11 protein-coding genes are annotated in these 15,123 nt (G+C 42.3%); 4 read left to right on the top strand and 7 right to left on the bottom strand.

All coding sequences use genetic code 11. The annotated features are described in order from the left end of the window. The first annotated feature begins 84 nt into the window (after nucleotides 1-84). The 3 genes from AABM38_RS07240 (at nucleotide 85) to AABM38_RS07230 (ending at nucleotide 4,548) form a co-directional block, all read left to right on the top strand. Entirely contained in the window at nucleotides 85-1,347 is a 1,263-nt protein-coding gene (locus AABM38_RS07240) for an L-lactate MFS transporter (RefSeq protein WP_423409780.1), read from the top strand. Nucleotides 1,348-1,420: 73 nt separating this feature from the next. After that, complete coding sequence (locus AABM38_RS07235; protein ID WP_423409779.1) at nucleotides 1,421-1,777, top strand: DUF2294 domain-containing protein; 357 nt, start codon at nucleotides 1,421-1,423, stop codon at nucleotides 1,775-1,777. Between the two features lie 410 nt (nucleotides 1,778-2,187). Beyond that, nucleotides 2,188-4,548, top strand: a complete 2,361-nt coding sequence (locus tag AABM38_RS07230) for an FdhF/YdeP family oxidoreductase (protein WP_423409778.1) — start codon at nucleotides 2,188-2,190, stop codon at nucleotides 4,546-4,548. A 187-nt stretch (nucleotides 4,549-4,735) separates the two neighbouring features. Here AABM38_RS07230 and AABM38_RS07225 read toward each other — a convergent pair whose 3' ends face one another. Beyond that, a complete protein-coding gene (locus AABM38_RS07225; protein WP_423409777.1) occupies nucleotides 4,736-4,957 on the bottom strand; it encodes a hypothetical protein in 222 nt (73 codons plus the stop codon). Nucleotides 4,958-5,179: 222 nt separating this feature from the next. Here AABM38_RS07225 and AABM38_RS07220 point away from each other — a divergent pair, with 222 nt between their 5' ends. Next, the gene (locus AABM38_RS07220) at nucleotides 5,180-5,764 is read left to right on the top strand and encodes a hypothetical protein (protein WP_423409776.1); all 585 of its coding nucleotides are present in this window, start codon (nucleotides 5,180-5,182) and stop codon (nucleotides 5,762-5,764) included. A 240-nt stretch (nucleotides 5,765-6,004) separates the two neighbouring features. Here AABM38_RS07220 and AABM38_RS07215 read toward each other — a convergent pair whose 3' ends face one another. From AABM38_RS07215 to AABM38_RS07190, 6 genes are all read right to left on the bottom strand, one after another. Then, the gene (locus AABM38_RS07215) at nucleotides 6,005-7,789 is read right to left on the bottom strand and encodes an L-lactate permease (protein ID WP_423409775.1); all 1,785 of its coding nucleotides are present in this window, start codon (nucleotides 7,787-7,789) and stop codon (nucleotides 6,005-6,007) included. A 384-nt stretch (nucleotides 7,790-8,173) separates the two neighbouring features. After that, nucleotides 8,174-8,956, bottom strand: coding sequence for an IclR family transcriptional regulator (locus tag AABM38_RS07210; protein ID WP_423409774.1), 783 nt, complete (start codon nucleotides 8,954-8,956; stop codon nucleotides 8,174-8,176). A gap of 81 nt (nucleotides 8,957-9,037) precedes the next feature. After that, complete coding sequence (locus AABM38_RS07205) at nucleotides 9,038-9,820, bottom strand: fumarylacetoacetate hydrolase family protein (protein WP_423409773.1); 783 nt, start codon at nucleotides 9,818-9,820, stop codon at nucleotides 9,038-9,040. Between the two features lie 134 nt (nucleotides 9,821-9,954). Then, nucleotides 9,955-12,135 (bottom strand): malate synthase G, encoded by a 2,181-nt coding sequence (locus AABM38_RS07200; RefSeq protein ID WP_423409772.1) that lies wholly within the window; start codon nucleotides 12,133-12,135, stop codon nucleotides 9,955-9,957. Nucleotides 12,136-12,293: 158 nt separating this feature from the next. Next, complete coding sequence (locus AABM38_RS07195) at nucleotides 12,294-13,763, bottom strand: FAD-linked oxidase C-terminal domain-containing protein (protein ID WP_423409771.1); 1,470 nt, start codon at nucleotides 13,761-13,763, stop codon at nucleotides 12,294-12,296. Beyond that, entirely contained in the window at nucleotides 13,763-15,121 is a 1,359-nt protein-coding gene (locus tag AABM38_RS07190; RefSeq protein ID WP_423409770.1) for a (Fe-S)-binding protein, read from the bottom strand. Before AABM38_RS07190 ends, AABM38_RS07195 begins: the two co-directional genes overlap by 1 nt. Between the last annotated feature and the right edge of the window lie 2 nt (nucleotides 15,122-15,123).

Below are 15,123 nucleotides of genomic sequence, written 5' to 3'. Positions count from 1 at the left end.
TTTGATATTTAAGCATGGTATTGCTATTTGACAGATTGCATGGTTTAAAAGGACTTTTCAAAAGTGAATAAGGGGGAACAAAGGATGAAAAAAACTAAGAATCGATGGCTTATTGCAGCATCGGCAGTGGGAATTCATATTTTCATTGGATCAGTATATGCCTGGAGCAATTTTACGAATCCATTGATTGAAGAATTCGGCTGGACGTCAAAGCAGGTTCAATTTACATTTAGTCTCGCTATTCTTTTTTTAGGACTGTCAGCAGCATTTCTTGGACATTTTGTTGAAAAGCACGGACCGAGAAAAGCAGGTCTTCTTGCAGCTGGCTTTTTCGGAGCAGGGATATTAGGCTCTGGACTGGCAGTAAATCTTGGATCACTGCCGTTATTGTATATCACTTACGGCGTATTGGGCGGAATTGGCCTTGGGGTAGGCTATATTGCCCCAGTATCAACCTTAGTGAAATGGTTCCCTGACCGACGAGGCCTTGCAACCGGCCTTGCAATCATGGGATTCGGGTTTGCTGCAGCAATTTCCAGCCCGGTTATGGATTCATTAATAAAGTCTGTTGGCACAGCTAAAACGTTTTATATTTTAGGCGCAGCATATTTCATTATCATGACGCTATCATCCCTATACTTAGAAAAACCACCAGTTGATTGGGCACCAAAGGGCTTTAAGGAAAAAGCACAATCAGGAAAAATTAAAATAAAACAGGATTTAGCTCAGCTAACAGCTAATGAAGCAATCAATACTTCCAGGTTTTATTATTTATGGGTGATGCTCTTCATTAACGTAACCTGCGGAATCGCTATATTATCAGCCGCAAAACCTTTAGCGGAAGAAAGCATTGGGCTGACTACTGCAGAAGCAGCGGCACTTGTTGGCGTAATGGGTCTCTTCAATGGCTTTGGACGCATTGCATGGGCTTCTATTTCAGACTATATTGGCCGTCCAAACACTTACACTATATTCTTTGCATCACAAATCGTATTATTCACTTTGCTTCCACATACAAAAGAAGCATTCCTTTTCCAGATCATGCTAGCGATCGTTTACACAATGTACGGCGGAGGATTTTCTGCAATTCCAGCATTCATTGGAGACATGTTCGGAACAAAACAGCTTGGTGCGATTCACGGATATATCTTGACTGCATGGGCAGCCGCAGGATTAGCCGGCCCAATGTTTGCAGCCTGGATGAAAGATAACACAGGCAGCTATGCGACGAGCTTAACATTCTTTGCCGGTCTATTCGTAGTTGCACTTGTAGTTTCGATTTTGATCCGTCGTGACATTCGTAAATTACGGGAACAAAATGCAGCAAATGAAAGATTGGCTGGTTAATTCTTTTTAATTGTTTCTTCGTATGGTAAAATACCTATCATCTTATAACCTGTATAGATGACAGGAGGATAGTATGAATAAATACGAGGCTGAGTTCAGCAACCTGGTCCGTTCTTTCCGAAAAAAGCATATGGGAAAAGGACCAAGCAAAATTACCACTACATTCTGCAAAAACTGGGCAATCTGCGAAATGGAAGGAAACCTTTCGCCTGTTGAGAAGTTCATAGCTACGGCGAATGAAGGAAAACAGGCATTGAGAGCGGCCAGAACCGAAATGGTGAAAGAAATGTACCGTAAAAATCCCCCAGTTGAAATGGAAGAATTTCTTGGGTGCAAGTTTGTTGAACTATTTGTAGATATAGATATTGATCGTGATTTTGGCATGTCGATCTTTGTTTTTGAAGAGGACATCCAAGCAAAATTTTGTTAAAAAGGTATGGCACTTGGCAGCGTTCCTGCTAAAGACTAACCACCGTCATTACTCAAAACATGAAATTTGTTTTGGGTATACGGTGGTTTTTCTTTTTGGCTCTGTTATACGAGGCTGTTGATTTTCGTTCCAGGCGCTTCGCTTTCCGCGGGGCTGGCGCTGAGCCTCCTCGTCGCTTCGATCCTGCGGGGTCTCACCTGACCAGCTGCGCCCGCAGGACATTGAATAGCTTCCTCGAACCTGCCCACGCACGATGGAAATGCGTTAGCATTTTCGGAGGAGTCTGCGCGCCTTCCACTACAATCAACAGAGTTAAAAAATCAAAATTCAACTTTAACAGAGCCTTATTTTCAAGTCTTTAATATTCAAAAATTCAGTAATTAGTAGATTCATAATGGGAGTGTTTTAAATTGGGAAAAACAAAACATCCAGGACCACAAAAAAAAGCGGTTATGCCTGCACCAAAACATTGGGTTAGCCCGATTCCTTTTGGACTTGGCAAGGTAAAGCCTAAACATATAAGAGATACGTTTAAAACCCTTTGGGATAATAGAGATAACTTCGGTTACGCAACAAATATTTTAACTAAAGGTGTATGTGATGGCTGCGCTCTTGGTGTATCCGGTCTTCACGACCAGACCTTGAATGGCCCACACATCTGTACAACAAGGCTCAATGTGCTTCGATTGAACACTGCAGGCTCCATCGATCAGGAAATCCTCCATTCTGATATTGATGAATTAAGGAAATATGACAGTACCCAGCTGCGTAAACTTGGACGCATTCCATACCCAATGATCCGCAGAAAAGGCGAACGAAACTTTTCTCGTATCACCTGGGATGATGCAATGAATATGATTGCTGAAAAAATGAAAAAGCTGGATCCAAAGCAGTACGCTTTTTACCTGACTAGCCGTGGGATTACAAATGAATCCTATTATGTAGCAGGAAAAGTATCTCGATTCCTCGGAACAAACAATATCGACAACGCGAGCCGGATTTGCCACTCTCCATCGAAGACTGCCCTTAAGCGTTCCATTGGGGTTGGTGCTTCTACTTCCAACTATTTGGATTGGATCGGCACCGATGTCCTTCTGTTTTGGGGAAGTGTAGCATCAAACAGCTCACCTGTTTCTTCAAAATATATGCTTGAAGCAAAGAAAAAGGGAACAAAGATCATTGTTGTTAACCCATACAAGGAACCAGCGATGGATGAGTACTGGATTCCATCGAATCCTGAGTCAGCATTGTTTGGAACAAAAATAGCAGATGATTTCTATCAGGTTAACATTGGCGGGGACATCGCTTTTATGCATGGAATCATGAAGCACTGGTTCGACATGGAAGTAATGAAACACGGTTCTGCAATCAATCATGAGTTTGTTGATCAGCACGTAAATGGATATGAAGAATTGAAGGCAAAAGTCCAGGAACAGTCATGGGAGGAAATTGTCACTTCTTCAGGCGTAACAAAAGACCGCATTATTGAATTGGCAGAGCTGCTAGCAAACAGCAAAAATGCAGTTTACGCATGGGCTTTAGGCTTGACGATGCATTCTTTCGCAACTGACAATATCTCTCAGGTTGCAAATCTTGCCCTCCTTCGCGGACATCTTGGAAGGAAGTACGCTGGATTAATGCCTTTCCGCGGCCACTCATCCGTTCAAGGCAGCGGAGAAATGGGAGCTGACCCATTCGTTCTTCCTGGCGGAGATTTTTATGGAGAAAATATCAGGCGCATTGAAGAAATATGGGGATTCGAGCTGCCTAAATGGCAAGGAGATATCGTCGGAATGACACTTGAAAACATCCTGCTGCCAGAAGATCATGAACGCAAGATTAAAATGTATTATTTATCTGGAGGAAATTTCCTGGAAACAATGCCTGATCCTAACTTTGTTGAAAAAGCATTGTCTGAACTTGATATTCGCGTACATCAGGATATCATTCTGAATACCTCTACTCTTGTTGATGCAAAAGAAGCTGTCATTGTTCTCCCTGCTAAGACTCGCTATGAGCAGGAAGGCGGCGGTACATCCACATCTACGGAACGAATGGTTTATTTTAGCCCGGAAATTGAGGGCAATAAAAACCAGGTTGAAGAAGCACGGGCCGAGTGGAAAATTTACATCGATTTAGCTAAAAGGGTCAAGCCTGAAACTGCTCATATGGTCGATTTTAAAGATGCTCAAGACATTCGAAATGAAATCGCTATAGCAAATCCGAATTACGATGGAATTCAACATCTAAGTAAATCAGGAGATGTGTTCCAATGGGGTGGTGCATGGCTATGTGAGGATGGTATCTGCCCTACCCCTGACGGCAGAGGAAACCTTATTACTGTTGATATACCTGACCTCGGGAAAAAGGAGGGCCAGTTTATCGTTACCTCCCGTCGAGGAAAACAGTTCAATTCCATGGTTTACAATGAAGTCGATCCACTAAACGGCGCTGGCCGTTATGATGTATTGATGAATGCAGAAGATGCCCAGGAACTTAGCATTGCAGAAGGTGAAGGAATTGTCCTTTACAATGGCTTCGGAGTTTTCCAGGGAAGAGCGAAATTCGTTGATATTTCAAGTGGAAATGTACAGGTCCACTTCCCTGAAGGAAACTTCCTGTTGCCAAGAGGAAGATATGAGAAATATGCAGGGATTCCTGACTATAACATTACCGTTACACTTGAAAAAGCAGATCGCTTCAATGCGCGGAAAGATGTTGAACATCATGAAAAACGGATTGAAGAAGATGAGCTGGATGCACCAGCTTAATATATAGAAGAAAAAAGCGTGCAGACCATTTATGAGTCGGCACGCTTTTTTCTTCTATAGAATATTTTTTCGCGTAAACCTATTTATCAGAGCCGACTTTATTATTCTTCATGACTTCATCACGGAGCTTTAGATCAACCTGACAAAAGATTTCACTTAAAGACTTACTTTTATGTGTTATTCACGATCAATAATACGGATAGCCTACACCTGGGTATCCAAAACCTGGGTATCCTGCTCCAGGTCCGCAGCATACTGGTGGATAACCAAAAGGCGGGTATCCGTAAAACGGACGTGGATAAAATAATGCACTGCCTAGAAGTCCACCCGCAAGACCGCCAAGGAATGGCAATCCAAACCCTATAAATCTCTGGTCTCTTGCTGGATGCAGATTTCTGTAACGATACATAATGACCTACCTCCTTTATCTATTTATGTTTACACTAATTTTATATGCGTTCACCTACAAATCTGCTTGGGCTAAAAATTTTTAAGAACTGTCTGATGTCATCCCTTCTATTAAAAGATGGCAGGAAGCTAATCTCAAAGTGCCTTCATATTTTCTGCATATTCTTCCTGCCCTGCATGGTTTGTCTGTACCTCTCATAAGATAGAGAAAAGGAGGTTCAACATGTTTACGTTTCATTTTTATGTCTTTTTTACTCTTGGTGTCGTACTCTTACTTTCTATCTTTCTAGCTGATAAATCAAAAAATAGGATGACAGATATGATGGGAATGACCATCTCTATGTTTTTAAGTATGAATGTTGGCCTAACTTCTGGAATATTCCTTGGAACAGTCCATCAAGGTGATCTGTTTTATTCAACTATCTTTGCTATGATCATAGGAGCTGTATCCGGAACTATATGTTGTTTTAAATTAGGGATATCCTCTTCAATAGAAGGTTTTATGGCAGGTATGATGGGCGGAATGATGGGAGCGATGCTGGGGGAAATGCTCGTTCCTGACAAATCGCTAGTTCTTATCTATATCTTTCTGACACTTTCGATAAGTTCGTTGTTTTTATATAAAATTTTACCTGATTCGACTAGCCGTATCCATTCGTTAACTGAATTAATCAAACCAATTATGATGTTCATTTTCATTTCAGCTTACCTCTTAGTTGGAAGCCAGTTAGGGAAAGATTGGGCAGAAAATCCTCTAGGGGGCTCTGGCAGCCACAAGGAACATCAAGATAGAAATCATAGACACTAATGGATATAAGAGCAAATTTAATAAACAATATATCAAGAAACGGTTATTAATCTACCGTTTCTTTTTTTTTACAGTGGAATACACACTGCAGACCGAAAACATTATGAACTTTTCTCCTACATTATATTTTCTATTTCCTTCTATCTATTATAATTTTTGATTTCAATGAAAAAACTGCACCACCTATTGTTAGTCTTGGCCAACAATTGAGATGCAGTTTTAGAATAATATATTATGACTTTATTGTTTAACTACAGGCTGTGTCTCCTGTAAAAGCAAACCGGACCTTCTGTTGTTTGTCACAATAATGTATACCGCTGCAACCGCAATGGCAACTGCAATGAACGATCCGATATTGAAAATTCCTTTTTGGGAATACCAGACAATTGAATAGCCTACTGAGCCTGAAAGCAATGCGTAGTAGGTGAATGGGAAGAGCGTTTTTCGTATGACAGCGCCTTCTTTTCCTACCAAGCCAACCACAGCTGAAGCAGCTACGACGTTATGAACACATATCATATTTCCTGCTGCCCCTCCTACTGCCTGTAATGCAACAATCCAAGTAGGATCTACCCCAATCTGGGAGCCAACATCATATTGGAAAAGCGAGAACATCATGTTACTGACAGTATTACTGCCTGCAATAAATGCTCCAATTCCTCCAATGAAGGTTGAGAATAGCGGCCAGTTATCCCCAGCTAATGCTGCTACGCCATTCGCAAGTTCAATCGGCATTTTATCAAAGCCTGCTGCCCCGCCACCGGTATTCAGGAACACCTGCACCATTGGCACAGTAAAAATCAGGGCTGTTGAAGCTGCGATCATCGTTTTTCCAGATTGTGACCACGCCTTCTTGTATGCGCTTCCATTCATACCATGAAGGAAAAATGTAATCAGAGATACAAGGATGAAAATTGTTCCTGGCGAGTATAAAGGCTGAAAGCTGGATGTAATACCTGAACCAAAAATATCTTCAAGTGCAACCACCTTAGATTTTAACCACGCTGCAATCGGAAGGGAATTTAACCTTGACAGCACTAGGAATACGCCTACCAAAACATATGGTGCCCATGCGCGCATCATACTCATACTGCCGCTTTTGTGAGCGATATCCTTAATCTCCAGCTGGCCAATCCATTCTGGATCCCATTTTGATTTCTCTTCAAAATCCCATGCTTCTTCTTTTGGCGGCATAAGGAATCCTTTTTTAGCTGCAAAAATCACAATTGCCAATCCTGCTAGTCCACCTATCATAGAGGGGAATTCTGGACCCAGTAAGTTTGCGACAATAATATAAGGAATTGTCATAGCGAAGGAAGAGAAAAGTGCGAACTTCCAAATCTTTATTCCTTCAGAGAATGACTTGTTTTTGCCAAAATACCTTGTCATTAATGATACAACAAATAATGGCACAAGCGTTCCTGCGATCATGTGGAGCAAGGCAACTTTCACTGCGATTATATCAACAAGACCTAAAAAGTCATTTGTGATCCCAGTGTCGGCTGATAGACCAGTAAAGACGCCTACGAGCATTGGTGTCCCAACTGCCCCGAATGATACGGGTGTACTTTGAATAACCATCCCGGCAACTACTGCGGCCATTGCGGGAAATCCTAGCCCCACAAGCAAAGGCACTGCAACCGCAGCTGGTGTTCCGAATCCAGCAGATCCTTCGATGAATGAGCCAAACAGCCAGGCGATGATAATTACCTGAATTCGGCGATCTGCGGAGATATCCGTGAAACCCTGGCGGATTGTTTTAATTCCACCGCTTTCCTGCAGAGTATTTAACAGTAAAATTGCTCCAAAAATAATGTAAAGAAGTGTTGCGGCTACAATTAGTCCGTGAACAGATGCGGCAGCTACATTGGCTCCTGGCACCTTCCAAACGAATAAGGCAAGTCCAATTGCAATTACATAAGAAATTGGCATTGCTTTGCTTGCTGGCCATCTAAGTCCGACCAGAAAAATTCCTACCGCGAGAATCGGCAGTAAAGACAAAAAAGCTAATACTCCAGTACTCACCAAAAATCATCTCCCTTTTTGTTTGGTAATAAAAAACGTGATTTCATTTCGTTGCGCATTGCAAAACTTTGTTATATAACTATAGAAATTTTGTTATACAACACCTATTACTAATTATACAAACCATGCAATGAAAATATCAACAATTTTTCGAAAATTTAGATTATTATATTATAAAAGTAATATTAATTTCAATGTTTTTATTACACTGTTAATCTTTTTCAGAGAGAATGTTTCCGTACAGATTAAAGCTTTTCTTTATTTTCCAATAAGTAGGAATATGAAAATTCATCTTATTTAATACTTTTTAAATTCGCTTTTTACTTAAAGAAACAAAAAAAGTTTGCCTAAAATAACAATTTGTTATTCGGGCAAACTTTTCGGTTAAATCATTTGATTATGCTTTGTATATCCTAGCCTTGTTGAAATTTGAAATCCAGTGTTGATGATTTTGTCTTTCAGAAGCTGCAGCCTTTCTTCAGTCATTCTCATCGTGGGACCTGAAATACTTACCGCGGCTGCTACTTTACCGAGATGGTCAAATATTGGAACGGCAATACATGTGATTCCATTCTCATTTTCCTCCAAATCAAGAGCATATCCCTCTTGTTTTACCTGAACTAACTCCTGAAAAAATGTATCTTTATCTGTTATCGTTTTTTCTGTATGCATTGGCATGCCTTTTCGGTCGAGGACTTCATGAACGACTCCGGATAGCTGGTGTGCAAGAATTGCTTTACCAACGGATGTACAGTGCATAGGTGCCCGCTTCCCGACTTTGGAATGCATTCTTAATGTTTCATTTCCTTCCAATTTTTCAATATATACTACCTCTCCCTGGTCATACACTACAAGATGGATCACTTCATTGGTTTCATTCTCGAGCTCCTGGAGAAATGGTCTTGCTTCTGCTCTTAAGTCTATGGAATCAAGAAGCTTAGAGCTGACCTCCAAAAATTTGTACCCCAATTTATACTTTCCCGTTTCATCATCTTGTTCTATATAGCCATATTGGGCAAGCGTAGACAAAATACGGTATACAGAGCTCTTATTAATATCTATTTGTTTAGAAATCTCAGTTACCCCTAGACCGCCTTTTTTCATACCAACTAAATGAATGATATCAAGTGCCCGGCTAACGGACTTAACGACATTTTCTCTTTCCATTCCACTCACCTCAAGTACTGCCTCACTCTTTAAATTGTGCTTTATATGCCACCTAATTGTAGCACACTATGTTTACAGCTTTTAACGGTGTGCGGCTGACTTTTCCTTCACAGATGCGAACACATTTTTGAGAGTTCCTATCTCTTCAATTTCACATTCTATAACATCATCTGCTCCGACAAACTCTGCCCCTACCGGACTGCCGGTGAGGATGGCATCTCCTGGTTTAAGTGTCATAACCTTTGATAGATATGAAATCATTTTGCGAATCGGGATAATCATGAGGTCAGTTGGACTGTTTTGTTTTTCGATGCCATTAAGCTTTGCTTGTACATTTACAGTAAACGGATCAAGTTCTGTTTCGATAACTGGGCCCAATGGAGTGAAGGTGTCAAAAGACTTTCCGATTGTCCAGTGCCCATCCTGGTGGAAAAACTTCGGGGCAGTTACGTCGTTTCCAATCGTATAGCCAAAGACATAATCGAGAACATTTTCTTCAGCAATGTTTTTTGCTTCCTTACCAATTACCACAACAAGCTCAGATTCGAATTTTACCTGTTCTGCCCCCTCAGGAATGATGATTTCCTTTTCTGGTCCAATAACAGAGGATACGGGCTTAAAGAAGAATACCGGGATTTCAGGAAGTTCGGCTGGCAAATCTTCTTTTTTTGCCACAAAGTTCGCTCCAATACCTATTACTTGATTAGGAACGAGCGGCGCTAGCAAGCTTACCTCATCCAATGCGAAAACCTTGCCCGTGTAATCCCAGCTGCTAAAAATGTCACCCGTAATTTCCTTTATCATTTCTTCAGCAACGACACCTGAATATTCTTTTGAATCGATCGTAAATCTAGCAAATTTCATTTTGCTGCTCCTTTCGAATTTCAGTTTTATAGAGAACTTTGTATATGAGCTCAAGTTTTCTCAGGTTGTTTCTATAATTATATATAAGGGCACTCTAATCTGAGTTAGAATGCCCTTATAAAGGATAGATGAAATTAATTCTTCACCGCAAACTTTGCTTTCGCTTCTTGGCGGCGGCGATGGAGGATTGGTTCAGTATAGCCGCTCGGCTGATCATACCCAAGGAAGACAAGATCACACGCAGCCTGGAACGCAACAGAATTGTCATAGTCAGAAGCCATTGGCCGGTAATCTGGATCTAATTCATTCTGTTTATCTACTACTTTTGCCATACGCTGTAAGGTTTCAAGGACTTGCTCTTTCGTGCAAACACCGTGGTGCAGCCAGTTTGCCATATGCTGGCTGGAAATCCTTAGAGTAGCCCGATCTTCCATCAGTCCTACATCATTGATATCAGGAACTTTGGAGCAGCCGATCCCTGATTCAACCCAGCGAACCACATAGCCCAGGATTCCCTGTGCATTATTATCAAGCTCCTCCTGAATTTCTTCAGCTGTCCACTGAGGGTTTTCGGCAACCGGTATTTGAAGGATTTCATCTCTGTAGTCTTTTGATTCCTTTGCCAGTTCATTTTGGACTTCGAATATGTCTACCTCATGGTAATGAAGAGCATGCAATGTAGCAGCAGTTGGAGAAGGTACCCATGCTGTGTTTGCTCCAGCCTTCAAGTGGCCGATCTTTTGTTCGAGCATTGGCCCCATCAAATCTGGCATAGCCCACATACCCTTTCCGATTTGAGCATGTCCCTGGAAGCCAACGTCCAGCCCTGTAGCAACATTCGATTTTTCATAGCCCTGCAGCCAGACGGACGATTTCATGTCATTCTTACGGATCATCGGACCAGCCTCCATGGAGGTGTGCATTTCATCCCCAGTGCGATCCAGGAATCCTGTGTTAATAAACACGACTCTGTCTTTTACTTCACGAATACATGCTTTCAAGTTAAGGCTAGTGCGTCGTTCTTCATCCATTACGCCAATTTTTAGAGTGTGGCGTTTTAGCCCAACAAGATCCTCTACACGATCAAACAGTTCATTGGCAAACGCCACTTCCTTAGAACCATGCATTTTGGGCTTTACAATATAGATGGAGCCTTTTGATGAATTCTTAAATTTGGTATTACCAATAACAGAGTGTTTTCCAATCAATCCTGTAAAAACAGTATCCAGGATTCCTTCCGGAACTTCGTTTCCTTCTTCATCCAGGATCATATTGCTTGTCATCAGGTGGCCTACATTGCGGACAAACATGACAGAGCGTCCGTTAAGGCTGAATTCTTCCCCATTTGGAGCTTTGTATTGCCTGTCTGGATTCATCGTCCTTGTCATACTGCGGCCGTTTTTATTGAAATCCGCTGAAAGGTCTCCTTTTTGAAGGCCAAGCCAGTTGCGGTAAACTACCACTTTATCCTCAGCATCGACGGCGGCTACAGAGTCTTCGCAGTCCATAATCGTTGTCAATGCAGCTTCGAGCAAGATGTCTTTTACTCCCGCTTTATCGGTCATGCCAATTGAATGGCTTGGATCAATTTGGATTTCAAAGTGTAAACGGTTATTTTTCAGCAATACAGCGGATGGATTCTCTGAATCTCCCTTATAGCCAACCAGCTTATCCTCTTCTTTTAGCCCTGTTGTCTTACCGTCTGTCAATAAAACAGTGAACTTCCCGTCTACAATGTAATATTTTTCGGCATCTTTATGTGAACCTTCAGCAAGTGGAGCTGCCTTATCAAGGAAATCGCGTCCATAGGCAATGACCTTGTCACCTCGCACAGCATTGTAGCCTAAGCCACGCTCTGCTCCATCCTCTTCGCTGATGGCATCTGTACCGTAAAGGGCATCATACAAGCTTCCCCACCGGGCATTCGCTGCATTTATCGCATAGCGTGCATTATTTACTGGAACAACAAGCTGTGGTCCAGCTTGGAATGCAACTTCTTCATCTACTGCTTCAGTGGTAACTTTGTAATCATCAGCTTCTGGCTCAAGATAGCCAATTTCCGCAAGAAATGTTTTATATTTTTCAAAATCAAAGCTTTCGCTGTTTTCGCGGTGCCAAGCATTCAGCTTGCTCTGGATTTCATCACGGATCTGTAATAATTGTTTATTTCTCGGCGCCAGATCTTTAACTAAACTGCCCAGTCCTGACCAAAACTGTTCCTGATCAACCTCCGAGCCCGGAATAACTTCAGAATTGATAAATTCATAGAGTTCTGATGCTACTTGTAGATTTCCCGCTTTTACATAGTCTGCCATGTGATTCGTTTCCTCCCTATTATTAGCCAAGATTAGCAGCGTCACAAATTTGTTTCTTATTACGAAACGCTGTTTCAAATAGTCTTTAAAAAAATCATACCATGCTTCTAAAAGAATTTTCAAATAATTTAACTGAATTTTTTCTATTTATTTACCGCTCATCCAATAGATGAAGCTGCAGCAATTTCTTTTTTAACCTCAACGCAGCGCCCAGGTGATGGAAATAGTTTTCCAGCATTCAAAAGATTTTTCGAGTTAAAGACTTGACGGATCTCTGTCTGTGCCAAGATTTCATCATCAGTGAACACAAATCGCATTTCTTCTCGTTTTTCAATGCCCACTCCATGCTCTCCGGTTATGGTTCCTCCAACATCAGCACACACCTTAAGACATAAGCTGCCTGCCTCGAGGGCTCTTTCGATTTCACCTGGTTTTCGGGCATCAAATAGAACCAATGGGTGAAGATTTCCATCCCCGGCATGAAAAATATTGGCGATGCGGAGTCCGAATTCATCACTGATTTCATTGATCCGCTTTAGCACTTCCGGCAGTCTGCTCCGTGGGATGACACCGTCCTGAACTAAATAGTCAGGTGAAATTGCTCCCATTGCACCGAAGCCAGTTTTGCGGTTTGCCCACCATCTTGCACGTTCTTGTTCACTCTGTGCAGCTTTTACTTCTCGGACGTTATTATTATTGCAGACCTCAAGAATCTGGTTGATTTGCTCACCAATCCCGGCTGCAATACCGTCCACTTCAATCAGGAGCACCGCTTCAATATCCTTTGGATGCCCAACTGGAAATGCTGCTGCCTCCACGCCTTCAATCGCCGTTTTATCCATCATTTCAAGTGCTGCAGGTACAATTCCTGCTGAAATGATATCTGACACGGCTTTGCTGCCGTCAGCTACCTTGTCAAAATAGGCCAATACTGTCTGCTTGTCTTCTGGATTTTTTAATATCCTCACGGTAATTTTTGTCACTATTCCCAACGTTCCTTCTGAACCAGTCAATAATCCAAGCAGATCATACCCTGGCAAGTCCGGAACTCCGTTTTTCCCTATTTCGATTATGTCCCCATTTGGCATGACGACCTCCAAACCAAGAATATGGTTTGTCGTTACCCCATATTTTAGGCAATGGGCTCCGCCGGCATTTTCAGCGACGTTCCCGCCAATCGTGCAGCAATATTGGCTTGAAGGGTCCGGAGCGTAGTAATAGCCCTTATCTGAAATAGAGTTGGTGAGCTTAAGGTTGACAAAACCGGGTTCAACCACTGCTCTTCTATTCTCAAAATCCACGCTTAAAAGCTTTTTCATGCGGACCATGCTGATGATTACCTCTCTGTTCAACGGAATCGCTCCGCCGCTCAATCCAGTGCCCGCTCCCCTGGCTAGGAATGGCAAGTCATTTTCATGGCAGTATTTAACGATTGCTGCTACTTCAGCTGTATTTTTAGGAAAAACGACTACCTTTGGCAAATGTTTATGGATGGTAAAGCCATCACAATCGTAGGCCAGAAGGTCTTCCTTCTGGTAAAGGATGGACTTTCGGACTGGATCATCACCGACGATCTTAGCGAGATTTAATATGTGTGGATCCTTCGTCTGCATGCCTTTGCGAGCCATTACTTTCCCTCCTTCAGGCTGTCTTCTTTTTGATATGCCCAGTCAAGCAGCTGAATCGTATGCACAACTTTTTGGTTTCTTCCGTGCTTTTGTACGCCAACGGCCATCTGAAGCATACAGCCTGGATTCCCCATTGAAATCATTTCGACATCTTCCGGAACATTTTCCATCTTGCTATCAAGGATGGCACCTGCCATGCCGGGGTTTGTTATGTTATAGATCCCTGCACTTCCGCAGCAGCGGTCGGAGTTTGGCATATGGACCATTTCGACTCCAGGGATATCAAGGAGAATATCCCGCGGCTCCTGGCGTATTCCCTGACCGTGTGCAAGGTGGCAGGCATCGTGATAGGTCATCCTGACCTTCATTTCTGCTTTAGGCTTTTCATATCCGGTGTCGTGAAGGTATTTAGAAATATCCTCTACCTTTTCGGAGAATTCTACAGCTTTGTCATGCCACTCGGGATCATCACGGAACAATTCATGATATTCCTTCAGCATACTGCCGCACCCGGCTGCATTGACTATGATTTTGTCAGCATCCTTGAAAGCTTCAATGTTTTTCTTGGCAAGCTTCCTTCCTGTTTCCCTGTCACCTGCATGGACATGCAGTGCCCCGCAGCATGTTTGGTTTCGCGGAATGATGACATCATTGCCATTACGAGTCAAAACATTAATGGTTGCTTCATTCACATCGCTGAACATGACATCCATTACGCAGCCCGTAAGCATCGCTACTTCCTTCTTTGTTTCCGATTTAGCTTTGATTACGTCCACATTCTTATATTTTTTACGAACAGGTTCATTGACTTCTGGCATGATCGATTCCATTTCAACAAGGTGCTTTGGCATGATGTTGATCAGTCCTGTTTTTCTGACTGCCTTTTGCATGCCGCTCTTTTGATAAAATTTCAGCAGGCTGCCTAATGAATTCAGTCGATTTTGATGTGGAAATAATTCCTGAAGGAAGAGTTTATTCACTGCTCCTTTCCAGCCTGTTAATGGCATTGCCTGACGAATTTGCCCACGAGCTTCTTCAATTAAACCTCCCACATTTACATCTGCTGGGCAGGCAGTAGTACAGGCGCGGCAATCAAGACATGCAAATACCGGATCCATGAATTGCTCATTGACTGTCAGCTTTCCTTCTGCTACCGATTTGATCAGATGGACTCTTCCACGCGGGGAATGCTGCTCCTGACCAGTAAGTTCATAGGTTGGGCATGATTCTAAACACATTCCGCAATGGACGCAATCTGCCCATTTATTTTCATCCGGTGGATCGCTCCAGAGATAATTGCTTAAACTGTTTGATGTGCAAGTTGGTTCCTGCTTCAAATCTAACTCTCTTAAACTCACAA

The organism is Heyndrickxia sp. MSNUG, assembly GCF_049532715.1.
In the GTDB taxonomy this organism is placed as follows: domain Bacteria; phylum Bacillota; class Bacilli; order Bacillales; family Cytobacillaceae; genus Mesobacillus.
Note: the sequence above shows the minus strand (reverse complement) of the source record. Positions and strands in the feature narration are given on the sequence as shown.

Excerpts from the sequence above, each read along its gene's own strand:
- AABM38_RS07240 (WP_423409780.1), top strand. The coding sequence starts at position 85 with ATGAAAAAAACTAAGAATCGATGGCTTATTGCAGCATCGGCAGTGGGA.
- AABM38_RS07235 (WP_423409779.1), top strand. The coding sequence starts at position 1,421 with ATGAATAAATACGAGGCTGAGTTCAGCAACCTGGTCCGTTCTTTCCGA.
- AABM38_RS07225 (WP_423409777.1), bottom strand. The coding sequence starts at position 4,957 with ATGTATCGTTACAGAAATCTGCATCCAGCAAGAGACCAGAGATTTATA.
- AABM38_RS07220 (WP_423409776.1), top strand. The coding sequence starts at position 5,180 with ATGTTTACGTTTCATTTTTATGTCTTTTTTACTCTTGGTGTCGTACTC.
- AABM38_RS07210 (WP_423409774.1), bottom strand. The coding sequence starts at position 8,956 with ATGGAAAGAGAAAATGTCGTTAAGTCCGTTAGCCGGGCACTTGATATC.
- AABM38_RS07205 (WP_423409773.1), bottom strand. The coding sequence starts at position 9,820 with ATGAAATTTGCTAGATTTACGATCGATTCAAAAGAATATTCAGGTGTC.
- AABM38_RS07200 (WP_423409772.1), bottom strand. The coding sequence starts at position 12,135 with ATGGCAGACTATGTAAAAGCGGGAAATCTACAAGTAGCATCAGAACTC.
- AABM38_RS07195 (WP_423409771.1), bottom strand. The coding sequence starts at position 13,763 with ATGGCTCGCAAAGGCATGCAGACGAAGGATCCACACATATTAAATCTC.